This is a genomic window from Micromonospora sp. NPDC047730 (assembly GCF_043204765.1).
In the GTDB taxonomy this organism is placed as follows: domain Bacteria; phylum Actinomycetota; class Actinomycetes; order Mycobacteriales; family Micromonosporaceae; genus Micromonospora.
The window spans coordinates 1-23957 of sequence record NZ_JBIDCU010000007.1 but is presented as its reverse complement, the minus strand read 5'-3'; the positions used below and the strand labels follow the sequence as shown (position 1 = coordinate 23957).

At 74.4% G+C, this 23957-nt stretch carries 25 protein-coding genes; 15 read left to right on the top strand and 10 right to left on the bottom strand.

Features of this window, described 5'->3' with window-relative positions; genetic code table 11:
• Positions 1–3: 3 nt before the first annotated feature.
• Positions 4–642, bottom strand: coding sequence for a flavin reductase family protein (locus ACGF5G_RS17870; protein ID WP_393263897.1), 639 nt, complete (start codon positions 640–642; stop codon positions 4–6).
• Between the two features lie 129 nt (positions 643–771).
• Positions 772–1434, bottom strand: a complete 663-nt coding sequence (locus tag ACGF5G_RS17865) for a TetR/AcrR family transcriptional regulator (protein ID WP_393263895.1) — start codon at positions 1432–1434, stop codon at positions 772–774.
• 114 nt (positions 1435–1548) lie between these two features.
• Here ACGF5G_RS17865 and ACGF5G_RS17860 point away from each other — a divergent pair, with 114 nt between their 5' ends.
• The 6 genes from ACGF5G_RS17860 to ACGF5G_RS17835 all read left to right on the top strand — a co-directional run bounded on the left by ACGF5G_RS17860 (position 1549) and on the right by ACGF5G_RS17835 (position 8316).
• The gene (locus ACGF5G_RS17860; protein WP_393263893.1) at positions 1549–3033 is read left to right on the top strand and encodes a flavin-containing monooxygenase; all 1485 of its coding nucleotides are present in this window, start codon (positions 1549–1551) and stop codon (positions 3031–3033) included.
• On the top strand, positions 3026–3952 hold the full coding sequence (locus ACGF5G_RS17855; RefSeq protein WP_393263891.1) for an SDR family NAD(P)-dependent oxidoreductase: 927 nt from the start codon (positions 3026–3028) through the stop codon (positions 3950–3952). Before ACGF5G_RS17860 ends, ACGF5G_RS17855 begins: the two co-directional genes overlap by 8 nt.
• Positions 3949–4935: an alpha/beta fold hydrolase gene (locus ACGF5G_RS17850; protein WP_393263889.1), complete on the top strand. Its 987-nt coding sequence runs from the start codon at positions 3949–3951 to the stop codon at positions 4933–4935. Before ACGF5G_RS17855 ends, ACGF5G_RS17850 begins: the two co-directional genes overlap by 4 nt.
• Before the next feature lie 153 nt (positions 4936–5088).
• Positions 5089–6195 (top strand): CapA family protein, encoded by a 1107-nt coding sequence (locus ACGF5G_RS17845; RefSeq protein ID WP_393263887.1) that lies wholly within the window; start codon positions 5089–5091, stop codon positions 6193–6195.
• 157 nt (positions 6196–6352) lie between these two features.
• Entirely contained in the window at positions 6353–7015 is a 663-nt protein-coding gene (locus tag ACGF5G_RS17840) for a GntR family transcriptional regulator (protein WP_393263885.1), read from the top strand.
• The gene (locus tag ACGF5G_RS17835; RefSeq protein WP_393263883.1) at positions 7012–8316 is read left to right on the top strand and encodes a nitrate/nitrite transporter; all 1305 of its coding nucleotides are present in this window, start codon (positions 7012–7014) and stop codon (positions 8314–8316) included. Before ACGF5G_RS17840 ends, ACGF5G_RS17835 begins: the two co-directional genes overlap by 4 nt.
• Positions 8317–8354: 38 nt before the next feature.
• Here ACGF5G_RS17835 and ACGF5G_RS17830 read toward each other — a convergent pair whose 3' ends face one another.
• The gene (locus tag ACGF5G_RS17830) at positions 8355–8774 is read right to left on the bottom strand and encodes a hypothetical protein (protein ID WP_393263881.1); all 420 of its coding nucleotides are present in this window, start codon (positions 8772–8774) and stop codon (positions 8355–8357) included.
• A 192-nt stretch (positions 8775–8966) separates the two neighbouring features.
• Between ACGF5G_RS17830 and ACGF5G_RS17825 the strand changes: the two genes are divergently transcribed.
• Both ACGF5G_RS17825 and ACGF5G_RS17820 read left to right on the top strand, forming a co-directional pair.
• Positions 8967–10052 (top strand): S-(hydroxymethyl)mycothiol dehydrogenase, encoded by a 1086-nt coding sequence (locus ACGF5G_RS17825; protein ID WP_393263879.1) that lies wholly within the window; start codon positions 8967–8969, stop codon positions 10050–10052.
• Positions 10052–10681, top strand: a complete 630-nt coding sequence (locus ACGF5G_RS17820; protein WP_393263877.1) for an MBL fold metallo-hydrolase — start codon at positions 10052–10054, stop codon at positions 10679–10681. Before ACGF5G_RS17825 ends, ACGF5G_RS17820 begins: the two co-directional genes overlap by 1 nt.
• 127 nt (positions 10682–10808) lie before the next feature.
• Here ACGF5G_RS17820 and ACGF5G_RS17815 read toward each other — a convergent pair whose 3' ends face one another.
• Both ACGF5G_RS17815 and ACGF5G_RS17810 read right to left on the bottom strand, forming a co-directional pair.
• A complete protein-coding gene (locus tag ACGF5G_RS17815; RefSeq protein WP_393263875.1) occupies positions 10809–11747 on the bottom strand; it encodes an anti-sigma factor RsbA family regulatory protein in 939 nt (312 codons plus the stop codon).
• On the bottom strand, positions 11744–11926 hold the full coding sequence (locus ACGF5G_RS17810; RefSeq protein WP_393263873.1) for a hypothetical protein: 183 nt from the start codon (positions 11924–11926) through the stop codon (positions 11744–11746). The genes ACGF5G_RS17815 and ACGF5G_RS17810 overlap by 4 nt, the downstream gene beginning before the upstream one ends.
• Before the next feature lie 108 nt (positions 11927–12034).
• Between ACGF5G_RS17810 and ACGF5G_RS17805 the strand changes: the two genes are divergently transcribed.
• From ACGF5G_RS17805 to ACGF5G_RS17790, 4 genes are all read left to right on the top strand, one after another.
• Complete coding sequence (locus tag ACGF5G_RS17805; protein WP_393263872.1) at positions 12035–12511, top strand: VOC family protein; 477 nt, start codon at positions 12035–12037, stop codon at positions 12509–12511.
• 171 nt (positions 12512–12682) lie between these two features.
• Positions 12683–13804, top strand: a complete 1122-nt coding sequence (locus ACGF5G_RS17800; RefSeq protein WP_393263871.1) for a DUF3626 domain-containing protein — start codon at positions 12683–12685, stop codon at positions 13802–13804.
• Between the two features lie 363 nt (positions 13805–14167).
• On the top strand, positions 14168–14875 hold the full coding sequence (locus tag ACGF5G_RS17795) for a hypothetical protein (protein ID WP_393263869.1): 708 nt from the start codon (positions 14168–14170) through the stop codon (positions 14873–14875).
• 812 nt (positions 14876–15687) lie between these two features.
• Entirely contained in the window at positions 15688–16284 is a 597-nt protein-coding gene (locus ACGF5G_RS17790) for a hypothetical protein (protein WP_393263867.1), read from the top strand.
• Between the two features lie 131 nt (positions 16285–16415).
• Here the strand turns inward: ACGF5G_RS17790 and ACGF5G_RS17785 are convergent, their stop codons facing one another.
• Both ACGF5G_RS17785 and ACGF5G_RS17780 read right to left on the bottom strand, forming a co-directional pair.
• Positions 16416–17861 (bottom strand): MFS transporter, encoded by a 1446-nt coding sequence (locus ACGF5G_RS17785; protein WP_393263865.1) that lies wholly within the window; start codon positions 17859–17861, stop codon positions 16416–16418.
• An 85-nt stretch (positions 17862–17946) separates the two neighbouring features.
• Entirely contained in the window at positions 17947–18183 is a 237-nt protein-coding gene (locus tag ACGF5G_RS17780) for a hypothetical protein (RefSeq protein ID WP_357465101.1), read from the bottom strand.
• Positions 18184–18326: 143 nt separating this feature from the next.
• Between ACGF5G_RS17780 and ACGF5G_RS17775 the strand changes: the two genes are divergently transcribed.
• Both ACGF5G_RS17775 and ACGF5G_RS17770 read left to right on the top strand, forming a co-directional pair.
• Complete coding sequence (locus ACGF5G_RS17775; RefSeq protein ID WP_393263863.1) at positions 18327–19484, top strand: geranylgeranyl reductase family protein; 1158 nt, start codon at positions 18327–18329, stop codon at positions 19482–19484.
• A 106-nt stretch (positions 19485–19590) separates the two neighbouring features.
• Positions 19591–19779, top strand: coding sequence for a hypothetical protein (locus ACGF5G_RS17770; RefSeq protein WP_350712703.1), 189 nt, complete (start codon positions 19591–19593; stop codon positions 19777–19779).
• A gap of 111 nt (positions 19780–19890) precedes the next feature.
• Here the strand turns inward: ACGF5G_RS17770 and ACGF5G_RS17765 are convergent, their stop codons facing one another.
• Positions 19891–21681 carry a bifunctional metallophosphatase/5'-nucleotidase gene (locus tag ACGF5G_RS17765; RefSeq protein WP_393263862.1) on the bottom strand — a complete coding sequence of 597 codons (1791 nt, stop codon included), beginning with the start codon at positions 21679–21681 and terminating at the stop codon, positions 19891–19893.
• A 212-nt stretch (positions 21682–21893) separates the two neighbouring features.
• On the opposite strand from ACGF5G_RS17765, the gene ACGF5G_RS17760 reads away from it, so the two are divergent.
• On the top strand, positions 21894–22796 hold the full coding sequence (locus ACGF5G_RS17760) for an SDR family oxidoreductase (RefSeq protein WP_393264427.1): 903 nt from the start codon (positions 21894–21896) through the stop codon (positions 22794–22796).
• A 30-nt stretch (positions 22797–22826) separates the two neighbouring features.
• Here the strand turns inward: ACGF5G_RS17760 and ACGF5G_RS17755 are convergent, their stop codons facing one another.
• Together ACGF5G_RS17755 and ACGF5G_RS17750 are read right to left on the bottom strand one after the other, a co-directional pair.
• Positions 22827–23486 carry a nucleotidyl transferase AbiEii/AbiGii toxin family protein gene (locus tag ACGF5G_RS17755; RefSeq protein ID WP_393263860.1) on the bottom strand — a complete coding sequence of 220 codons (660 nt, stop codon included), beginning with the start codon at positions 23484–23486 and terminating at the stop codon, positions 22827–22829.
• Complete coding sequence (locus ACGF5G_RS17750; RefSeq protein ID WP_393263858.1) at positions 23483–23824, bottom strand: hypothetical protein; 342 nt, start codon at positions 23822–23824, stop codon at positions 23483–23485. Before ACGF5G_RS17750 ends, ACGF5G_RS17755 begins: the two co-directional genes overlap by 4 nt.
• Positions 23825–23957: the final 133 nt, after the last annotated feature.

Here is a 23957-nt window from a genome sequence, read left to right as displayed (position 1 = left end):
GGCTCAGCCGGCGGCGACGCCGAGCCGGTGGGGCATCTCCCAGCCCTCCGCGAGCCGGGACGGGTGCACGTTCTGCCCGCCGCCGAAGAACTCGCAGAACTTCATGATCAGCGGGTCCCAGCGCAGCGGGTCCACGTGGCTCGTCCCGGGGATGACCAGCTCCTCCTCCACGTACGCGCGCAGCACCTCGACCTGGAAGGCGGTGGCTTGCACGTCGGCCCCGGCGAAGGGGTGGGCCGCGATCACCCGGCACTCCAACTGGACCGGGCACTCCGCGACCCGGGGTGCCCGGACCAGCTCCGAGGGCTGTGCGGTCAGCCCGGCCAGGGTGAACTTGTCCGGCTCGTACCGGTAGCCCTGGCGCAGCTTGTGCGCCGGCACGTCCGGCCGGCCCGTGGTGAGCGCGATCCGGTCGACCGCGTCGACCATCGCCGAGGACGGCAGGTTGAGCACGCACTCGCGTTCGCGCAGCAGGTTGGCGGTGGTCCGGCCACTGTCGCCGAGCCCGAGCATGGCGTGCTGCCCCAGCCACCACGCCGACGACATCGGCGCGAGATTCGCCGTGCCGTCCGGGTTGCGCGAGCTGACCAGGACCACGGGGGTTCCGAAGTAGAGCACCTTCAGGCCGGGAACCACGTGCACACGTCCGCCTTCCACCGTCGTTCGGGGCCACGGCGGCCCCGCCCACGACTCTGCGCCCGCCATCCCAGCCGATGCTGGCGGCAATCGGACGTAGCGCTCGACCACCTGCGCAGAAGCCGCGCGGCGGGGTCAGGTCGGCGGGGGAGCGGTGCCGCGGTAGATCGCGGCCAGCCAGACGTCGAGCAGCACGTCGACCACGTCCCGCTCGGCCACGGCCGGGCCGTCGCCGGCGAACGTGGCGTACCAGACGCGCTCGTTCATCGAGTTGAGCGCGATGGCCAGGTCGCGGGCCGGCACGCCGTCGGGGGCCGCGCCGCGGCGGCGCTCGGCCTCGATCGCGGTCTCGATCGCCTGCACCCAGCGTTCCAGCACGCTTGCCCACTGCCGGCGCACCTCGGCGTTGGTGCCGCGCACCTGGGCGCAGGCCAGCACCACCGCCCGGTGGGCGCCGAACGTCTCGTGGAACCGGTCGATCAGCTCCCGCCAGCGCGCCCGCGGATCCTCGGCCAGCCGCTCCAGCACGTCGCCGGCCGCGGCGTCGGCCTCCTCGGTGACCCGGTCCAGCAGCGTCAGCAGCACCGCGTCCTTGGAGGGGAAGTAGAAGTAGAAGGTGGGCCGGGAGATGCCCGCGCCCCGCGCCAGGTCGTCGACGGAGACGTCGGCGACGGCCCGCTGCCGCAGCAGCCGCTCGGCGGTGGCCAGGATGGCCGACTCGCGTTCGTCCCCCGCCGACCGCGCCCCGCGGCGTCCGCGCGCGGTGGCGCTCCCGGCTGCCGTACGGGCGGGCGTCATGGCCGCTGACTCTACACCGGATCGACACGGTGTCGACGGGACTCGACAGGGTGTTGACTGGCGTCGACGGCCGTGACTAGTGTCCGGTGTCACCTCCGCGGACGGGAGACCGAGATGGCCACCGACCACGTCGACGTGCTCGTCGTCGGTGCCGGCCTGTCCGGCGTCGGCGCCGCCTGCCACCTGCGCCGCCACTGTCCGGAGAAGACGTACGCGGTGCTGGAGGCCCGCGACGCGATCGGCGGCACCTGGGACCTGTTCCGCTACCCCGGCGTCCGCTCCGACTCCGACATGTTCACCCTCGGCTACTCGTTCAAGCCGTGGACGGACCCGAAGGCGATCGCCGACGGCGACGCCATCCGCGACTACGTCCGCCGGACCGCCCAGGAGTACGGCGTCACCGACCACATCCGCTTCCGGCACCGCGTCGTGCGCGCCGAGTGGGACAGCGGGCGGGCCCGCTGGACGGTGCACGCCCACCGCGACGACACCGCCGAGACGGTCGAGCTGACCTGCTCGTTCCTGTTCACCTGCGCGGGCTACTACCGCTACGACGCCGGCTACACCCCGCGGTTCCCCGGCACCGAGCGGTACGCGGGGCGGATCGTGCACCCGCAGCACTGGCCCGAGGACCTCGACCACGCCGGCAAGCGGGTGGTGGTGATCGGCAGTGGCGCCACGGCGGTGACCCTGGTGCCCGCGCTGGCCGAGCGCGCCGCCCACGTGACCATGCTCCAGCGCTCACCCACGTACGTCATGGCGCTGCCCTCGCGCGACGTCGTCGCCGACGCCCTGCGGCGCTGGCTGCCGGCGAAGGCCGCGTATCCGGTGGTGCGCTGGAAGAACGTCCTGCTCGCCACCGCCAACTTCCAGCTCAGCCGGCGCGCCCCCGCCCTGGTGAGGAAGCTGCTGCTGCGGGCCGCGCGGGGCCGGCTGCCGGCCGGCTTCGACGTCGACCGGCACTTCTCGCCCCGCTACGACCCGTGGGACCAGCGGCTGTGCGTGGTGCCCGACGGCGACCTGTTCACCGCGGTGAAGAGGGGCCGGGCGTCGGTGGTCACCGACACCGTCGACACCTTCACCGAGCGGGGCGTCCGGCTCTCCTCCGGCGAGGAGTTGGCGGCCGACGTCGTGGTCACCGCCACCGGGCTCAACCTGCTCGCCCTCGGCGGCATGACCCTGACCGTGGACGGCGCCGAGGTCGACCTGGCCGGCACCGTCGCCTACAAGGGCATGATGCTCTCCGGGGTGCCGAACTTCGCGATGACCATCGGCTACACCAACGCCTCGTGGACGCTCAAGGCCGACCTGGTGGCCGCCTACGTCTGCCGGCTGCTGCGGCACCTGGACCGCACCGGCCAGCAGGTCGTCACCCCGCTGCCGCCCCCCGACGGCGAGTTGCGGCCCATAATCGACCTGACGGCCGGGTACGTGCTGCGCAGCGTCGACGCCCTGCCGAAGCAGGGCGACCGGGCGCCGTGGCGGCTGTACCAGAACTACCCCCGGGACGTGCTGCTGATGCGGCACGGCCGACTCACCGACTCCGGCGTGCGGTTCTCCCCCGCCGGCACACCGGAAAGGAGGACCGTCCGTGCGTAGGTTCGTCTTCACGGGCGGCACGGCAGTCGTCACGGGCGCCGCCAGCGGGATCGGCGAGGCCCTCGCCCACGGGCTGGCCCGCCGGGGCAGCGACCTGGTGCTGCTCGACCGCGACGCCGGGCGGCTCGACGCCGTGGCCGCGGCCGTCCGCGCCGCGCACCCCGACCGGCAGGTCACCACCTACCTGGTCGACCTGGCGGACGCCGCCGCGACGGCGCGGGTGGCCGAGGAGGTCCGGCAGCGGCATCCGGCGATCCGGCTGCTGGTCAACAACGCCGGGGTGGCGCTGGGCGGCCGGTTCGACCAGGTGACCCTCGACGAGTTCGGCTGGGTCGTCGACGTCAACTTCCGGGCCGTGGTGCAGCTGACCCACGCCCTGCTGCCCACGCTGCGGGCGGAGCCCGGCGCGCACCTGGTCAACGTCTCCAGCATCTTCGGGGTCATCGCCCCGGCCGGGCAGGCCGCCTATTCGGCCAGCAAGTTCGCCGTCCGCGGCTTCACCGAGGCGCTGCGCCACGAGCTGGCCGACGACGGGATCGGGGTGACCTCCGTGCACCCGGGCGGCATCCGCACCCGGATCGCGCAGAACGCCCGGGTGGGCAGCGGCGTCTCCGCCGAGGAGTTCGAGACGGGCCGCCGGCAGTTCGAGCGGCTGCTCACCATCGACCCCGCCAAGGCCGCCGAGGTGGTCCTGCGCGGGGTGGAACGCCGCCGGGGCCGGGTACTGATCGGCTGGTCGGCGAAGCTGCCCGACCTGCTGGCCCGGGTGGCGCCGGCGTCGTACCACCGGGTCCTGGCGTTCGGGCTCGACCGGGTGGCGGGCGGGCCCGCACGCCGCGGCACGGCCACGCCGTCCGCCCCGCCGCAACGGCGACCCGAGGTGGCCCCCGCGGCCGACCCGGCCGGGGAGCCGGCGTGACCGCCCCGGCCGCGCGCCGGCCCCGGCACGTCACCGTCGACGGCCGGCGGGTGTGCCACCGCGTCGACGGCGACGGGCCCCCGGTGGTGCTGCTGCACGGCATCGGCCGCACCCTGCACGACTTCACCGAGCTGCACGAGCTGCTCGCCGACCGGTTCCGGGTGCACAGCGTCGACCTGCCCGGCTGCGGCGGCTCGCTGCCGATGGCCCAGCCCTGCACCCTGCCGGCGCTCGCCGGGTTCGTCGGCCGCTACCTCGACGCCGTCGGCGTCGACCGGCCCGCGCACGTGGTCGGCAACTCCCTGGGCGGTGCGATCGCCATGCGCCTCGCGGCGTCCGAGCCGGCCAGGGTGGCCAGCCTGACGCTGGTGAACAGCGCCGGCTTCGGTCGGGAGGTGACCATCGCGCTGCGCCTGCTCGCGCTGCGCCCGCTGGGCCGGCTGCTGCTTCGGCCCAGTCGGTGGGCCGCCCGCCGCGCCGAGCTGTCCCTGTTCCACGACCCGGCCTTCGCCACCGCCGAACGCGTCGCGTACGCCCTGGAGGTCGCCCGCCTGCCGTACGCGGCCCGGGTGATGCTGGAGACCGCCCACCACCTCGGCACGTTCCGGGGCGTGAGCGCGCAGTGGCGGGAGGAACTGCTGTCGGAGGTGGAGCGGCTGGACATCCCCACCTTCGTCGTCTGGGGCGACCGGGACCTGATCCTCCCGGCGTCGCACCTCGACGCCGCCCGGGCGCGGCTGCCCGGAGCCCGCACCCACCTGTTCCGGAACTGCGGGCACATGCCGCAGATCGAGTGCGCCGAGGAGTTCCACCGCCTGCTCGTCGACTTCTGGTCCACGGCGGGAACGGACGCCGCCCCGCCCGCCGGCGTCGCCCCGCCCGGCGCTGCTCCGTCCGGCGCTGCTCCGTCCGGCGACGGCGCGCCGCCCGGGGGCGTCGCCCCGCCCGCCGTGGACCGACCGGTGGTCGCGGAGGCAGGCTGACGTCCAACCCCGTCCCGTCCGGGTCGGTTCGCTCCCGGGCCGAGGCCGACCCCGACCGGGGTCCCCGCGCTCGGCCACATCCTCCGAGGTGGGGTCGTTGAGCGCACCGGGCCGGCGGGGTAAGCGGAGGGCCCGGCGGGGAAAGCGGGTGGGATGTCCGACGTGACCCTCCTCCTCGGCGGCGACGTGATGACCGGCCGAGGCGTGGACGCGATCCTGCCCGCACCGGGCCCGCCCGAGCTGCGCGAACCCGCCGTCCGGGACGCCCGCGACTACGTCGGCCTGGCCGAGGCCGCCGCCGGCCCGGTCCCGCGCCCGGCGCCGCCGGCCTGGCCGTGGGGCGAGGCGCTCGACCTGCTCGACGCGCTGCGGCCGGACGTGCGGGTGGTCAACCTGGAGACGGCGGTGACGGGCCGGGGCGCACACGCCCCGGCCAAGACGATCCACTACCGGATGCACCCGGCGAACCTGCCCTGCCTGACCGCGGCCCGGCTCGACGTCTGCGCGCTGGCCAACAACCACATCCTCGACTTCGGCGCGGTCGGCCTCACCGACACCCTCGACGCGCTGGCCGGCACGGGTATCGCCACCGCCGGCGCCGGCCGGGACGAGGCGTCGGCCTGGGCGCCCGCCCGGGTGCCGCTCGCCGCGGGCCGCCGCCTGCTGGTCTGGTCGGTGGCCGCCCCGTCCAGCGGCGTGCCCCCGCCCTGGGCGGCCACCGCCGACGCGCCCGGGGTGGCGTACCTGCCCGAGGTCTCCGCCGCGTCGGCCGCCGCGCTGGCCGGCCGGATCGCCGCCGTGGCGGGGCCGGGGGACCGGGTGCTGGTCTCCGTGCACTGGGGCTCCAACTGGGGGTACGACGTGCCGCCCGAGCACGTCGACTTCGCCCACCGGCTGGTCGACGCGGGGGTGGACGTGGTGCACGGCCACTCGTCGCACCACCCGCGCCCGGTCGAGGTGTACCGCGACCGGCTGGTCCTCTACGGCTGCGGCGACCTGGTCGACGACTACGAGGGGATCGGCGGGCAGGAGGCGTACCAGCCGGAGCTGCGGCTGCTCTGGCTGCCCACCCTCGACGCGGCGACCGGGGCGCTGCGGCGGCTGCGGGCGGCCCCGGTGCGGATGCGCCGGATGCGGTTGGAGCGGGCCGCGCCCGGGGACGCCCGCTGGCTCGCGGACCTGCTGGGCGGCTTCGGCCCGCCGTTCGCCTCCGGGTTCGACGTGGAGCCCGACGGGCTGCTGGCCCTCCAGCCGCGCTGACGACCCACCCGAGGGGGACCCGCGCCGACGGCCCGGCCTGGCGGTCTCCCCGCGTCGACGGTCGCCGTCCTGGCCGTGGCCCGCGCCGACCGTGGCGTGCGCCACCCCGAGGACGGGGCGATCGGTCGCGTCGACGCCAGGGGCGCATCATAGATACATGACGCATCCCTCCCCGTCCCGTCGGGTCGCCGCGCCGTCGGCCGCCGAACGCGCCTACCGCCACCTCAAGCGGGCGATCCTGGAGCAGATCCACCCGGGCGGTTCGCTGGTCAGCGAGGGGGAGATCGCCGAGGCCGCCGGCGTGTCCCGCACTCCGGTCCGGGAGGCGCTGCTGCGCCTGGAGGCCGAGGGGCTGGTCAAGCTCTACCCGAAGCGGGGCGCGCTGATCCGCCCGGTCTCGGCCCGGGAGATCACCGACGTGATCGAGGCGCGGCGACTGGTCGAGCTGCACGCCGCCGAGCGGATCTGGCCCCGCCGGGCGGCGCTGCGGGAGGGGCTCGCCGCCCGGCTGGCCGAGATGCGCGCCGCGCACGCCGCCGGCGACGTGACCGCGCTGATGGAGGCCGACCGCGCCTTCCACGCCATCGTCGTCGACGCGGCCGGCAACGAGATCCTCGCCGAGCTGTACCAGCGGCTGCGCGACCGGCAGCTGCGGATGGGGGAGGCCAGCTTCCGGCTCTCGCCCGGCTGGGCCGAGACGGCACTGGCCGAGCACGCCGCCCAGCTCGCCGCGCTCGACTCCGACGACCCCGGGCCCTGGCTCGCCGCCGTCGCCGCGCACATCGACAAGGCCGCGGACGTGCTGCGGGCGCTGCCGTGACCGTCCTGACCACCCCGGCGCCCGCGCCGGTCGCGCCGCGCCGTGCCGCCGCGCTGGTCTGGGGCGTGGCGGTGAGCGCGTACGTGGCCGCGGTGTTCCACCGCAGCTCGCTGGGCGTCACCGGGGTCGACGCGGCACACCGCTTCGAGATCAACTCCTCGGTGCTGGCCACCTTCTCCGTCGCCCAGCTCGCCGTGTACGCGCTGATGCAGGTACCGGTCGGCGTGCTGCTCGACCGGTTCGGCTCCCGGCGGCTGCTCATCGCCGGCGGCGCGCTGATGGTCGCCGGCCAGGTCTGCTTCGCCCTCGCCACCGACGTGCGCCTCGCCGTGGCCGCCCGCGTCCTGGTCGGGCTCGGCGACGCGATGACCTTCATCAGCGTGCTGCGGATCGTGGCGTTCTGGTTCCCGGGGCGACGTAACCCGATGATGACCCAGCTCACCGGGACGCTCGGGCAGCTCGGGGCGATCCTCGGCGCCGTACCGCTGGTGGCGCTGCTGCACCGGGCCGGCTGGACTCCCGCCTTCCTCGCCGTCGCGGCGGTGGGGGCGACGGTGCTCCTGATGATCGTGGTTGCCGTCCGGGACACCCCGCACGGGGAGACCGCCCCCGGCCCGGCACCCGACCTCGCCGCCGTGCGCCGGAAGCTGCGGGCCGCCTGGGCCGAGCCGGGCACCCGGCTGGGCCTCTGGACGCACTTCGTCACCCAGTTCTCCGGCTCCGTGTTCGCCCTGCTCTGGGGATACCCGTTCCTGGTGCAGGGGCAGGGGCTCAGCCCGACGGCCGCCGCGTCGCTGCTCACCCTGATGACCGTCGCCATGTTCCTGACCGGGCCGGTGATCGCGCACCTGTGCGCCCGCCACCCGTTCCACCGGTCGGTGCTGGTCTTCGTGATCACCGGCGCCACCGCCGCGGTCTGGGCCGTCGTGCTGGCCTGGCCGGGACGCGCGCCGGGCTGGCTGCTGGTCACGCTGGTGCTGGTGCTGGCGGTCAACGGTCCCGGCTCCATGATCGGCTTCGACTACGCGCGCACCGCCAACCCGGTCAACCGGATCGGCAGCGCCAGCGGCGTGGTCAACGTCGGGGGCTTCCTCGCCTCCATCGTGCTGGTGCTGGCCGTCGGCGTGGTGCTCGACCTGGCCACGCCGGCCGGTCGGGCCGCCCCGGACCTGGCCGCCTTCCGCTGGGCCTTCGCCGTGCAGTACGCCCTCTGGGCGCTGGGCGCGGTGCAGGTCCTGCGCTACCGCAACGCCGCCCGTCGGGAGGCCGCCGCGCGGGCGCGTACCCCGGCCGCGCCCTGAGCCCGGCGCGGGCGGGCCCGGCCCGGCCCGCCTCACGGTCAGCGGAGCCGGCGGCGGAGGGTCAGGTCGTCGAGCACCAGGGTCAGGCCGGCCCCGAGCAGCCAGACGTCCTTGGCCAGGCCGATGCCCTGCTGGGTGGGCTTCAGGCTGCCGGGCTCGCGCATCCCTGGCGTCCTGAGGTAGAGCTGCACCAGACCCGCGCCGAACGCGGCCAGCCCCAGCCCCGCGAGCGCCGACGGGACGAACGGCGCGAGCAGCGCCGCGCCCAGGGCGACCTCGGCCCGGGAGAGCAGCCGGGCGAACCGGTTCGGATCGAGCTGCCCGAGCTGCGGGATCGCGCCGACGGCCATCCCGTGCATGCCCTGCGCCGCCTCCCCCTCCAGGTTCCGCTTGCCGAGGCCGGAGTTGAGGATGAACGCGCCGGTGCTGACCCGCAGCGGCAGATGACTGACCTTCATGGCGCACTCCCGTCCCACCGTCGAACCGTGCCCCCGCCTACCCCGCCCGCGAGGTGATAACCGCCCGATCTGGCGTTGGGACGACGGATGATCAGCGGTAGCGTCGCCGAGGGGAGGTCACCCCACGGTGCGGCGCGCAGCGCACCCTGGATGACGGCGGCGCGGTGCGCCGGCGTGGAGCAGGAGGAAATCGTGAGCCAGCAGGTCAGGGGAGTCATCTCCCGCAGCAAGGGCACACCGGTCGAGGTGACGACGATCGTGGTGCCGGACCCGGGGCCCGGCGAGGCCGTCGTGCGGACCCTGTCCTGCGGGGTCTGCCACACCGACCTGCACTACCGCGAGGGCGGCATCAACGACGACTACCCGTTCCTGCTCGGGCACGAGGCCGCCGGCATCGTCGAGGAGGTCGGGGCCGGCGTCGACAGCGTCGCGCCCGGCGACTTCGTGGTGCTCAACTGGCGGGCCGTCTGCGGGGTGTGCCGCGCCTGCCGCCGGGGCCGCCCGTGGTACTGCTTCGCCACCCACAACGCGTCCCAGAAGATGACCCTGACCGACGGCACCGAACTCGCCCCGGCGCTCGGCATCGGTGCCTTCGCCGAGAAGACGCTGGTCCACGCCGGCCAGTGCACGAAGGTGGACCCGGCCGCCCGGCCCGCCGCCGTCGGGCTGCTCGGTTGCGGCGTGATGGCCGGTCTCGGCGCCGCCATGAACACCGGCGGGGTCACCCGGGGCGACTCGGTGGCCGTGATCGGCTGCGGTGGCGTCGGGGACGCGGCGGTCGCTGGCGCGGCGTTGGCCGGCGCGACGACGATCATCGCGGTGGACACCGACCCCCGCAAGCTCGACTGGGCCCGCAAGTTCGGCGCCACGCACACCGTGAACGCCCGCGAGGACGACGCGGTCGAGGCGATCCGCGCCGCGACCGGTGGCTTCGGCGCCGACGTGGTGATCGACGCGGTGGGCCGCCCGGAGACCTGGAAGCAGGCCTTCTACGCCCGCGACCTGGCCGGCACGGTGGTGCTGGTGGGCGTGCCGACGCCGGAGATGACCGTCGACGTGCCGCTGCTGGACGTGTTCGGCCGCGGCGGCTCGCTGAAGTCGAGCTGGTACGGCGACTGCCTGCCCAGCCGGGACTTCCCGATGCTCACCGAGCTCTACCTGCAGGGCCGCCTCGACCTGGACGCGTTCGTCACCGAGGAGATCGCGCTGGACGGGGTCGAGGAGGCGTTCGCCCGGATGCACCGCGGCGACGTGCTCCGCTCGGTGGTGGTCCTCTGATGGCGGCCCGCGTCGACCACGCCGTCACCTCCGGCACCTTCTCCCTCGACGGCCAGACCTTCGACGTGGACAACAACGTCTGGATCGTCGGCGACGACACCGAGTGCGTCGTCGTCGACGCCCCGCACGACGTCGAGGCGATCCTGTCCGCCGTCGGCGACCGGCGGGTACGCGCCGTCCTCGCCACCCACGCCCACGACGACCACGTCCGGGTGGCCCCGGCGCTGGCCCGGGCCACCGGCGCGCCGGTGCTGCTGCACCCCGCCGACCGGGTGCTGTGGGACATGGTGCACCCGGACGAGGCGCCGGGCGGGGAACTGCGCGACGGGCAGACCGTCGAGGTGGCCGGGGTCGCGCTGACCGTCCTGCACACTCCCGGCCACAGCCCCGGCGCGTGCAGCTTCCACGCCCCGACGCTCGGCGTGGTGTTCACCGGCGACACGCTCTTCGCCGGCGGGCCCGGCGCCACGGGGCGCTCGTACAGCGACTTCGGCACGATCGTCGCCTCGATCCGGGACCGGCTGCTCACCCTGCCGCCAGAGACGGTGGTGCACACCGGGCACGGCGACAGCACCACCGTCGGCGCGGAGGCCCCGCACCTGGACGAGTGGCTGGCCCGCGGGCACTGACCGCGCGGGCCGGCGGGCACTGACCGCGCGGGCCGGCCACGGTCAGCCCGCCGGCCGGACCGGACCCGCCGGCCCGGTCCGGGCGACGCCGCCCACCCGGCGGGCGGGGGAGGAGCGTCGGCGTCGGTCAGAGCGGGCGGCGGATGTGCAGGCGGACCGTCGTGCCGGCGGCGGTGCTGTACACCCGGACCAGGTCGCAGAGCGCCTGCACGATCACCAGGCCCCGCCCGCCGACGCCGTCCTTCGCCGGAGTCAACCGGCCGGCCAGCGGGTCGGCCAGCCAGCCGTCGTCGTGGATCTCGCAGACCAGGTGCTCGGCGGTCCGCCAGACCCGCAGCACGCCCGCGCCCCCGGCGTGCGCGATGCTGTTCGTGGCCAGCTCGGTCACCGCGATCTGCAGGTCGGCCACCCGGTCCTCGTCCAGCCCGGCGACCCGGCCGTGGCCGGCGACGAACGCGCGCACGGCGGGCAGGCTGTCGACCTGGTAGGCCAGTGCCGCGACCGGTTCCGCTGGTGCCGGCAGCGGGAGGTTGTAGCGGGCGACCACCTCCGACGGGGCGTACGCCCCGCTCGACCGCCGCCCCGCGTCGTCGACGAGCACCGGGTGCGTGGCGCACGCGTCGGTCAGCACGTCGTCGTCGAGGCCCGCCACGTCGTACGGGCAGAGGATGGTGGCGTCGCGGCCGGCGAACGCCATGTTGATCAGCGCCTCGTGCTGGGCGCAGGCCGGATACTCGGTGTCGCTGCGCCCGGCCCAGATCGGCTCGCCGATGATCCGTACGCGCCGGCCGGCGTGTTCGTCGATGAACGCCTGCAGAACCCACGGGATGATCCGCCCCGGGTTCCGGCCGGCCTCGGTCATGTCCGCCCAGCGCACCCCGTCCATCGCGCCGACCTCGGCGCGGACCAGCCACAGGTTGGCGCCGGGCATCGCGACCAGCACCGGTTCTGCGGCGGCCAACCCGCTGGTGATGAACGGCACCGTGCCCGCCAACAGTTCGTCCGGGTCGCGGTAGAAGAGGCCCTCGTGCACGAAGGTGCCCGCTGTGCCACCCGGCCCGGTCATGCCGCCCGTCCCACGGGGGACGGCCCCGACGTGTCCAGGGAGTCGGCGGCGGCCCGACCGTGGCGGGGACCGGGGGCGACGAAACGGCCGACGGCGGCGAGCGCGTCGGTCTCGTCGTCGTCGGCCCCGCAGGCGTGGTCCCCCAGGGCGGCCTGGTCGACCACCGCACCAACAGTCAATTCCCTGCCTCCCGGTCGGCGCTCCCACTGTAATCCCCGGTTTCGGTACCGGCCCAGCGGGTGAACCGTAGGCGCCCGGCGTGCCGTGACCGACTAGGCTCTGGCGGCATGACGACGGACGCCGCCGGCCGCCCACCCGCCGTACGCCAGCTTCGTCTGGTCGTGGAGGCCGAGGACTACGAGGCGGCGGTCGTGTTCTTCCGGGACGCGCTGGGCCTGCCCGAGCAGGCCGCCTTCACGGGGGAGGGCGACGCGCGGGTGGTGATCCTCGACGCCGGCCGGGCGACGCTGGAGATCGCCAACCCGGCGCAGAAGCGGATGATCGACGAGGTCGAGGTCGGGCGGCAGGTCGCCCCCAAGATCAGGGTGGCGTTCGAGGTGGACGACAGCCGGTCCGCCACCCGCCGCCTGGTCTCCGCCGGCGCCACCGAGATCGCCCCGCCGACCGTGACCCCGTGGCAGTCGCTCAACGCGCGCCTCGACGCCCCGGCCGGCCTGCAGATCACGCTCTTCCAGGAACTGCTCGGCGCGGACGAGCGGGCGACCCTCGACGGCTTCGGCACCGACCGGGCGCGCGAGGAGTAACCGGAGAAGGCATCCGCCGGTCCGTTCGGACCGTGGCCGGCAACGACGTCGCGGGCGGAACCGGGATCGGCCAAGGCCGGGCAGGTCGGTGACCGCCGCCGCACGGCGCTGCTCCGGCCGGCACCGAAAATCGGGTGCGTCCCGGCCCGCGCGCGGGAAGTATTCGCAGCCATGCAGCCCACGGCCGGTCCGGCCGCCGTCGACGCGGCACTGACCCCCGCCCAGCGCGCGGCGATCGGGCACGTCCGCGCGGCGGCGCTGCGCGACCGCCCCGCCGCCCTGGCCGTCATCGCCCGCGCGCTCGCGGGCTCGGGCGTGACCCACCGGCCGGAGTGCCTGATCGCCGCGGTCGGCCGGCACGGCCGCCTCACCCTCAACTTCCACCCGGACCGGCTGTGCGCCGACGGGCGTACGGTCGCGTCGGCCCTCGCCGCCGAGGGCGTCTACCGCAGCCAGTTCGAGACCGGCATCTCCAACGGCGGGCTGACCGCCTTCCCCGGGGGCGACCGGGACCGCTGGGAGGAGACGCTCTTCGGCGGCGCCTACCAGGTCCCCGGCGTGCCCCCGACGGACCGGCCGAAGTACGGCGGCCTGAACCTGCTCGACCACCCGGACGGTGCCAGCCCCCGGTTCGGCTCCTGCCACCTGCGGCTGCGTCCCGAGGTGCTCGCCCGGGCGACGTTCTGCTTCGGTGACAGTCACCTGGGCCCCCGCGACCTGGGCACCGTCGACGTCTTCGAGCCGGTGCTGGCGGCCCTCCTCGCGGCGACGGACAGCACCGGGGTGAGCCTGGGCGTGCCGGGGGACGTGGTGGCCCTGGTCCGGGCGCTGCTGCGCCGTCGCGAGGAGGCCGCGTGGGCCCCCGGCGCCGCGGGTCGCGCCCTCGACGACTACATCGAGGCCCAGATCCACGGGGAGTTGAGTCTGGCCCGGGACGTGGAGGCGGTGGTCATGGACCCGTCCTTCCGGGGCACCGAGGCCGGGGAGACCCTCGACGCGCTGGCCCGTCGGCACGGCGTCGCCCTGCACTGGCACGCCGGCTTCGCGCTTCCCGTCGACCGGATCGACCCCGACTTCCGGGGGCCGGCCATCCCCCCGCTGGCCGCCCGGGTGCACGCCGAGTTCGCCCGGCCGGGCGATCCGGTCGACGCCGCCCTGATCGGGCGCGCGGCGGTCTCCGTGGTCACCGAGCCGTCCCGCTGGGCCGACCGGGGGCCGGCCGAGGTCACCCTCCAGCACCTCAAGCAGCTCTGGCACGCCCTCGTCCGGTTCGGCGCGCCCCACGCCGCCTGAGCCGATCCGGTCCGGCACCCTGCCGGCCCTCACCGGTCCGGCCTCGCGGTGAGCGTGCCCCGGCTCTGCTGACCCACGATCTTCTGCGGGACGTGTTGGCGTCCCGGCCCGGACTCGGCCGGCTGGGGTCGATCGTCTGGTTCATCCTTTCCCGTGCCGAACGCAGGGGAGTGTTCTCGCCCGTCCCTCGTGCCGAGTGACGGGGACCGCAGCACGCCACCACCGGCTCATATCCGGAATGCCCGACAGGGCAGGCTGGTTGTGTCCCCCGTACCGCCGGAACCGAAACCTCCTCCGGCGCGGAAGTTTCCCCCGAGGAGCGCTCAGCACGGAGCGCTTCGCCTGACCGAAAGGGCAACCATCGTGAAGTACGACTTCACTCGGTGGCTCCCGGCCATCGCGAAGGACTCGAAGGACTCGAACCGCAAGATCGCGCTGAGCGTGGTGGGTGTCGCCGCCCTCGGTGGCCTGGCCTTCGGGCCGACGGCCGTCGCCGCACCTGTCACCAGCACGCCGCACGAGGGCGCCGTGGCCGCGATCGAGCAGGCCACCGGCCAGGGCAAGTCGGCCTCCAGCGAGGAGTCGGCCCTGACCACCGGCGGCGAGACGGCCAAGCCGGTCGCCGACAAGCCCGCCCGAGATGAGCTGATCCCGCACGGCGTGCAGGGTGCCCAGTCGCGCATCCCGCTCGACGACGCGCAGCTCGCCAACGCCAAGGCCATCATCAAGGAGGCCAAGGAGACCGGCGTGGGTGAGCGGGGCGCCGTCATCGGCATCGCGACGTCGCTGCAGGAGTCGAAGCTCTACAACCTCGGCCACCTGGGCGCGTACAACGACCACGACTCGCAGGGCCTGTTCCAGCAGCGCCCGTCGTCGGGTTGGGGTTCGCCCGACCAGGTCACCGACCCCGAGTACGCCTCGCGGGCGTTCTTCGAGGCGCTCAAGAACGTCGGCGGCTGGCAGGACCTGCCGCTGACCTCCGCCGCACAGACGGTGCAGGTCTCGGCCTACCCGTTCGCGTACGCGCAGTGGGAGGAGCAGGCGGCGGACATCGTCGCCCAGCTCTGGTGACGACCGCGTGACAACCGCATGACCCGACCGGCCGGTCCCGATTTCAGGGGCCGGCCGGTTGCGTCTGCGGCGGCGCGCTCTTTCGGCGCTGTGCCTCTCCCTTGGCGGGTGGGGTGTTGGGTTGCGGTTCGTGGTGTGGGGGTGTGGCCCGCCGTGCCCGGCTCCGGGCGGGGGCGGGGGTGCTCGCGGGCCGGGCCCGCGGGGCCCCCCTCCGGGCGGTCAGGCTTGATCCCTGCGCCGGGCACGGCGGGCCACACCCCGTCGGTGGTCGCGCGCCGTCCGTGCCTGGATGTCGGTTATGACTCGCTGTCGGTAGGTCCGGGTGGGTCGGGTGACGTGGGGGCTGTCGAGTTGCCCCATCTGTGGGACCATCCGTCACGCGAGGCTCGGTCGCCTGCGGCGGCACGTTGTGTCCCATCTGTGAGGGCAGCTCGACAGGGGTCGGGTGGCAGTGTCCCGTGGGTCCGGTTCGGGGTGTGACCGGGGGCATCGTGGGGGCGGAATCGTGGCCGGGGCGGGGTCGTTACACCCTGCGTACGGCCGAGCAAGACCACCCCCGTCCCCCGGCGGGCTGGCGTGCGGGCCCCCGGAATGTTGGCGGGCCGCCGGTCGTTACACATGGTCCCGGCCAGTGAAGGGGCGACCCCCTCGCCCCGCGACACGGGCCGCTCCCGGTCTCCAGATGGCCGGTCTGATTCTTCCCGGCGCGTGACGCGCCGGATCCCCTTGAGTTTCTTTGAGCGCCGGACGGTGCTTGCGCCCCGCTGACCCCCCCTTCGGCGTGTGGTGCCAACCCCCGAATGGAGCATCTGATGAACACGATCATGCGTAAGAGCGTTCTGGGTATTGCTGGTCTGGCTGTTGCTGGTGGTCTGGCTGCTGGTCCGCTGAACCACGCCGACACCACCCCCGTGGCGGCGACGCCGGTCACCGCTGTGGCGGTGCAGGCGGACAAGCCGGCCGTGGACAAGACGAAGCTGATCCCGCATGGTGTGCAGGGCGCGCAGTCGCGCATCGACCTGTCGGACGAGCAGGTGGGTAACGTGAAGGCGATCATTGCGGCGACGAAGAAGGCCGGGATGGACGAGCGGGCCGCGGTGGTGTCGATCGCGACGGCGTTGCAGGAGTCGAAGCTGGAGAACCTGGGTCATCTGGGTGACCGCAACGACCACGACTCGCTGGGCCTGTTCCAGCAGCGCCCGTCCTCGGGTTGGGGCACGGTCGAGCAGATCACCGACCCGGAGTACTCGACCACGGCGTTCCTGAAGGGTCTGAAGCAGGTCGACGGGTGGCAGGACATGCCGCTGACCGAGGCCGCGCAGACCGTGCAGGTGTCGGCGTACCCGGACCACTACGCCCAGTGGGAGCAGCAGGCCGCCGACCTGGTTGCCGAGCACTGGAACAGCTGACGACAGGTGCATGACGCCGCTGGCCGGTACCCCGTACGCGGGGTACCGGCCAGCGGCGTCCTCGCGTCACGAGCGGGCAGGCCCACACCGGGTCCGGGTCCCCGGGTGGAGGCGGTCGCGTGCGGTGGCGTTCAGCGGCGGTGGCCGAGGGCGACGTCCACCAGGGCGGCGACCAGCGCCAGCGCGATGACCGCGGCGGCCAGCAGGAGGGAGTGTCGAAAAGCGACGCCGTAGTCGCCGTCGCTGCCGGCCAGCGACGAGAAGAAGACCGAGCCGACGGCGGCGATGCCGGCGGCGGAGCCGATGCGCTGGCCGGTCTGCAGCATGCCCGCGCCGCTTCCCGCCTGGGGCACCGGTACCTGGGACAGGGTGAGGGTCTGGTTCGGGGCGATCACCAGGCCGCTGCCCAGCCCGGCGACCAGCAGCGGCGCCGCGGTCAGCCACGGCACCACGGCGCCGGCGGGCGCCAGGGCGAGCGCGCCGACCACCGCGACGAGCCCGACGACCACGGTGAGCAGACCGACCGCGACCAGCGGCCGGCCGAAGCGGTTGACGATCCGGCCGCCGAGGGCGGACGCGGCGGCCGAGCCCAGCGCGAACGGGGTGATGGCCACGCCGGCGACCAGCGCGCTGTAGCCGAGGCCGTTCTGGAGGTAGAGGGTGAAGACGAAGAAGATCGCGGTGAACCCGCCGAAGTAGACCAGCGCGATCAGTGATCCGAGGGCGTACGACCGGAATCGGAACAGGCGCAGGTCGAACAGCGGATCCCGGCGCCGGGCGTACCACCGTTCCCAGGCCCCGAATCCGGCCAGGGCGAGCAGTCCGGTCGGCACCAGCAGCCACTTCGCGCGGCCCTGCCACTGCTGCTGCTGGACCAGCGGCAGCAGCACCAGCAGCACGCCGAGCCCGAGCAGCAGCACTCCGACGGGATCCAGCCGCCGGTGGTCCGCGGGGCCCGCCCGGCGGCCGGGGAGCAGCCGCCAGCCGAGGACCACCGCCACGATCCCGACGGGCACGTTGACGAAGAACACCCAGCGCCAGCCGTGCTCCTCGCCGCCGATGGCGATCAGCAGGCCGCCGAGCAGCGGGCCGACGGCGGTGGAGATGCCGATGGTGGCGCCGAGCAGGCCGAACGGGCGGCCCCGCTCGGGCCCCCGGAACAGCTCCTGGATCAGGCCGGTGACCTGCGGGTTGACCAGCCCGGCGGCGGCGCCCTGGAGCAGTCGGGCCGCGACCAGCCACGCGGGGGAGGCGGCCAGCCCGGCGAGGGCGCTGGCGAGCGTGAACAGGGCGATCCCGAAGACGAACGCGGTGCGCCGGCCGCGCGCGTCGCCGAAGCGTCCGGCGGGGACCAGCACCAGCCCGAACGTCAGGGCGTACCCGGAGAGCACCCACTGCAGGTCGCTGGGGGAGGCCCCGAGGGCGCGGTCCATCGAGGGGACGGCGACGTTGACGATGCTCACGTCGAGCAGCGTCATGAAGGCGGCGACCAGCCCGACGCCGAGGGCCTGCCAGCGCCGCCGGTCGTCCGGGGAGGCGGTGGCGTCGGCCGGTCGCGGCGTACGGGCCGCGTTCATCGTGCCTCCCGTGGACCGGTGGTCGGGCATCGCTGTCCGCTACCCCGGTCCGCGGGAGGCGAATCGTGGCGGGCCGCCCGCCGGGTCACGCCAACTGTTGGGCGCAGAACCGGGGGCCGAAGTCCAGCCCGGCCATCGGCGAGTCCTCGCGGTGCAGCAGGTTCTTCTCGGTGAGCAGGTGCAGTGGCGCGCGCAACTGCTCCTCGGTCAGCCCGGCCTCCTGGGCGATCAGGTCCGGGTACGGCACCTGCCCGCGCGCCTCCAGGGCCGCGACGGCGTCGTACACCCGTTCCTCGACGTCCGACAGTTGGACCTGCCGCATGATGTCCTCCTTCGCCTTGCCCGCCCCACGGGCGGTTGCGCCGCGCGGTTACCCCGTGGCCGGCCGAAGATGCCCACCCGATCGGGCGGTGGTCCGGTCGCGCCGACGCCCCCGGAACCGGCCTCCTGGCATACGCTGCACCGGTGATCATCTGGGATCTCGCCGTCGTCGGCGCCGGCCCCGCCGGCCTCTCCGCCGCCCATGCCGCCGCCCGCGCGGGCCTGCGCACACTCGTGCTGGAACGGGCCGCCCACCCCCGCTACAAGACCTGCGGGGGCGGCCTGATCGGCACCTCGCTCGCGGTGGTCGCCGACCGGATCGACGTCCCGGCGCACGACCGGGTGGACCGGGTCACGTTCACCCGGGACGGGCGACGCCGGTTCACCCGACGGCACCCCGACGGCCCGCTGGTGACGATGGTGCGGCGTGAGGAGTTCGACGACCGGCTGCGCCTCGCCGCGGCCGCGGCCGGCGCCGAGGTCCGCGAGCGCGCCGCGGTCCGCGCCGTCGAGCAGGACCCCGAGGGCGTACGCCTGCGGCTGGCCGACGGGGAGACGGTGCGGGCGCGGGCCGTGGTTGGCGCGGATGGCTCCTCGGGCGTGACGGCTCGGCACGTGGGGGTCCGCCACCGGCAGGTCGACCTGGGACTGGAGCTGGAGTTGCCGGTGCTGCCGCGGGAGCAGGACCGCTGGCGGGGCCGCGTGCTGCTGGACTGGGGCCCGCTGCCCGGCTCGTACGCCTGGGTCTTCCCCAAGGGCGACCGGCTCACGGTCGGCGTGATCGCCGCACGGGGCGAGGGGGAGCGGACCCGGGCCTACCTGCGCGCGTTCGTTGACCGGCTGGGTCTGTCGGGGGTGGAGCCGGCGCACGACTCGGGGCACCTGACCCGCTGCCGCGCCGAGGACTCCCCGCTGCGTCGGGGCCGGGTGCTGGTGGCGGGCGACGCGGCGGGGCTGCTGGAACCGTGGAGCCGGGAGGGCATCAGCTACGCGCTGCGCTCCGGCGAGCTGGCCGGCGCCGCGGTCGCCGCGGGTGACCCGGCGGGCTACGAGCGGGCGGTGGCGCGGGACCTGGTGCCCTCGATGCGCGCGGGGCACCGGCTGCTGGACGTGTTCGCGCGGCGGCCGGAGGTCTTCCACGCGCTGCTGGCGACCCCGCCGGGCTGGCGGATGTTCGTGCGGTTCTGCCAGGGGCGGGCGAGCTTCGACGAGACGTTGGGCCGGGCCCCGGTGCGGGCGGCGCTGGCGCTGCTGGACCGGCTGCCGGCCCCCCGCGCGCCGCTGGCGAAGCTGCCGTCCTGACCGGGGATGCCTAGGATCTGTCTTTCACCCAGGATCCTAGGATGCTTTAGGGGTGGTGACGCCGGGCGCCACCGGCGGAGAATGACGGCGTCGAGGGGGAGAGCAGATGGCAGAGGACCGCTCCGAGTCGCCGTTCACCGACGACGAGTACGCCTTCCTGCGGCACGTGCGTTTCGGCGAGATGCCGCCGGCGGTCCCGCCCGAAGAGCGGGTCGCGCTGACCGAGACCGAGCCGCGCCGGGACCGACCGGATTCGGAGGCTTCGGACCGGTGGGACCTGCGGCACGGCGCCTGACGGCGCGTCGCGCGCGGCGGCGCCTCGTCCACGCGCGACCGGCCCGGGATGCGGCCCGGTACGCGGACGGGCCGCGGGCGATCCGCCCACGGCCCGTCCGATGACCGTCGGTCAGAAGACCGGCACGCCCTCGCGCACCAGCTTCCAGTTCGGCTGGTAGAAGTCGGCCGGGTCGATCGCGCCCTTGGCCTGCGCCCAGTCGATCAGCAGTTGACGGATCTCCTGCTGCTCGTTGTAGACCTGGGTCTTCACGATGCCGGGGAAGTTGCCGCCGCCGCTGCGGCGGTAGTTGTTCACCGCCACCACGAACTGCGCGTTGTCCGCCACCGGGGTGTCGGTGCCGGGCAGCACCAGGCGGGTGAGGCGCTGGCCCACCGGCCGGGAGATGTCGATGTCGTACTCCAGGCCGGAGAAGACGTCGTAGTTGTAGTCCGGCACCGCCGGGTCGCTGATCGTCTCCGGGTCGACCGGGGCGCCCGGGGCGAGGGTCCGGAAGTACTTCGCCGAGTACTCCAGGTAGGCCCGCACCTCGGCGCCGCTGAGCACGACGGCCTCGAGGGTGTTGTCGAAGACGTACAGGCCGGCCACGTCGCGGATCTTCACGTCGCCGGCGGGGAAGACCGCGGTCCGGCTGAACGGCGCCGCGATCGACAGCACCGGCAGCGCCGCGTACGACGTGCCGGCGAGCGCCTGGCCGACCACCTCGGTCTGGACGTGGTTGATGAAGTCCAGGATCGGGGTGTCCTTGTACCGGCTCTCCGCCGCCGACAGCTCCACGGTGGAGCGCGCCACGACCTGGTTGACGTACGCGACGGTCTTCTGGTGCTGGGCCCGCACGGCGGCGAGGACCGCCGGGTCCTCCACCACGGTGTTGGTGTTCAGCAGCGCGGCGGTCTTCTTGGTGATCTTCCACCGGCCCCTCTCGCGGGCCAGCGTGAAGTCCATCCGGCTCAGCCGCTGGCCCCACTTCGACGGCTCGGTGAGCAGCACCTGCTCACCGGTCCGCGCGTTGGTCACGAACTTCTCGGCGACCTCGGCGTGGGCGTGGCCGAAGAGGATCGCGTCGATGCCGGGGACCTGCTCGGCGATGAGCGCCGTCGGATTCTCGTTCGGCAGCTCCGGGCCGTAGCTGGAGGTGCCGCTGTCGCCGCCGTGCGCGGAGATCAGCACGATGTCGGCGCCCCGCTCCCGCATGATCGGGACGTACTTCGCGGCCGTGGCGATCATGTCGTCGAACCGCAGTCGGCCCTCGACGTTGGCCTTGTCCCAGATCGCGCTGCCGGGGTTGGTCAGGCCGAGGATGCCGACCCGCAGCGGCGGCGCGGCGAAGCCGACGGAGACCTTCTTGATGACGAACGGCAGGAAGGCCGGCTTGCCGGTGGCGACGTTGACGGCGTTGGCCGCCAGCGCCGGGAAGCCGAGCTGCGAGATCCACTTGGCCAGCAGCGGCAGGCCGTAGTTGAACTCGTGGTTGCCCAGCGTCACGGCGTCGTACCCGAGCACGTTCATGGCGTTGGCCATCGGGTGCGTCGCCCCGGTGGTGGTGATCGGCTCCTGCTTGGCGTAGAAGGTGGCCAGCGGCGTGCCCTGGATGGTGTCGCCGGCGTCGAGCACCAGCGTCGCCTTGCCCCGCCGCTCGGTGCGGATCTGGTTGACGAGGGTGGCCAGCTTGGCGACGCCGACGTCGTTGTGCTTGCTGTCGTCGTACTCGGCGTCCTTGTAGTAGTCCCAGTTGTAGACGTTGCCGTGGGTGTCCGAGGTGCCGAGGATCGTGAGGTCCCAGGTCCGCGACCGGGCCGCGCCGGCCGCCTGGGCGGGGGCGGCGGCGATCAGCGGGACGCTCGCCGCCGCGGCCGCGGCGGCGAGCACCGTCCGACGCGACGGGCCGGAGGGAGAGGTCATGACATGCCCTTCCATGGGGGTCGGGGCGCCTGGTGGGCGCCGAGCGCACCCTAACGAGCGGCCGTCACTCCTGCCACAGCAGCCCGAGGTGTCCCACAGCACCAGCGTCCGCGGGCCGCCCGGGGTAACACCGCCCCGGCCGTTTCCGCCCGTCGGCTCTGGGTAGGGCGGTGGGATACCAGGAACCCGAGCAGGTGCGCGAGGAGACGTCGGTGAGCGAGGACCAGCACACCCAGCAGGACCCCACCAGCCAGTACGGCCAGCAGGAGGGGCAACCGGGGCAGCAGCAGACGCCGCCCGGCGCGACCGGCAGGATGACCCCGAAGCCGGACCACGGCGAGGAGTCGTACCGCGGCAGCGGCAAGCTCGACGGCAGACGGGCGGTGATCACCGGCGGCGACTCCGGCATCGGTCGCGCGATCGCCATCGCGTACGCCCGGGAGGGCGTCGACGTGCTCATCTCCTACCTGGGCGAGGAGGAGGACGCCGACGCCCGGGAGACCGTACGGCTGGTCGAGGAGGCCGGCCGCAAGGGCGTCGCCGTGCGCGGCGACATCACCGACCAGCGGCACTGCGAGGAGCTGATCGGGCGGGCCGTGCGGGACCTCGGCGGGATCGACATCCTGGTCAACAACGCCGCCTACCAGATGGCGCAGGAGAAGGGCATCCTCGGGATCAGTGACGAGCAGTTCGACCGGGTGCTCAGGACCAACCTGTACGCCATGTTCTGGCTCTGCAGGGCGGCGGTGCCGCACATGTCCGAGGGCTCGACCATCATCAACACCTCGTCGATCCAGGCGTTCGACCCGTCGCCGCAGCTGCTGGACTACGCCACCACCAAGGCGGGGATCGCCAACTTCACCAAGGCGCTCGCCGCCGACCTGGCGGAGCAGGGGATCCGGGTGAACGCGGTGGCGCCCGGCCCGATCTGGACGCCGCTGATCCCGGCGACCATGCCGCGGAAGAAGGTCGAGCAGTTCGGCCAGGACACCCCGGAGGGGCGCCCCGGCCAGCCGGCCGAGCTGGCCCCGGCGTACGTCTTCTTCGCCTCCCAGGAGTCCAGCTACGTCACCGGCGAGGTCCTCGGCGTGACGGGTGGCCGCCCCACCAAGTAATCCCCGCGCCCCGCGCCCCGGAACAACGGGTCAGCGGGGCCAGACGGCGAGGCGGGCGCGGACGCGGGCGACGGCGGCGGCGTCCAGGCCGTAGCGGGCGAAGCGCCGGTCCGGCAGCCGGTCCAGATAGCGGCCGGCGGCGCGGACGTCCGACGGATCCAGGGCCGGGTCGAGCTGGCGGGCCAGCTCCAGCAGCTCCGCCACGTCGTGCTGCTCCAGGGCCGCCGCCACGTCGATGTAGTCCCGAACCTCTCGCCGGTTCACCAGTGCGGCGGTCTTGTTCGCCATCAGGTCCCGCACGTCCATCACCGGGCCGAGGTCCATCACCACCGGGCTGCGGTGCCGGTCGAGGCGGGCGAGGCTGAGCCGGATCCGCCGCCCGTCCCGGCTCACCACGAAGTCCTTCAGGTCCCGGTCGAACCCGTCGAACAGCTCGGCCAGCTCGCTGTCCGGGTCGGCGTCGCTCACCTCGAACCCGGCCCGTTCCAGCGCCGCCCGCACCCCGTCCGCCGCCGCGGCGGCCGCCCCCTCGACGTCGGCGAAGAGGTCCACGTCCTCGGTCGGGCGGGTCACCAGCCCGTGCGCCGCCCAGGCCACGCCGCCACCGAGCACGAACCGGTACGGCCCGGCGGCGGACAGGGCGACGCGGGCCACCTCCCGGTAGAAGTCGTGCGGGTGCGCGCCGCTCACGCCGTACGCAGACCCCGGTGGCGGATCTCCCACGCCTGGCGTACGCCCTTGGGGAGGTTGAGTAGCCGCCACACCCGGCGCAGGGTGCGCCCGTTGATGAGCACGCGGAGGTCCTCCGCGCGGGTGGTCTCCCGCAGGACGTTCTCGTACATCCAGAGCAACTCGTCCGGGTCGCCCAGGTCGAACGTGCGGTCGGCGTTCCACATCAGCTGCACGGGCAGCTCCACGACGCCGCGGGTGGGGCCGGCGAGCTCGGTGAGCGTCCGGGTCACCACGGCGGGCCGGCCCGGGCGGGCGAGGGGGGCCACGCGGGTCGCGGTGGGGGAGAGGCCGTGCATGCTGTCAGGGTAACGCCAGGTCCGCGGTTTGTCGGTGCTGGTTGTGCTGGGTGTCGGTGGTTGCGGTGGGGGTGTGGCCCGCCGTGCCCGGCTCCGGGCGGTCAGGCTTGATCCCTGCGCCGGGCACGGCGGG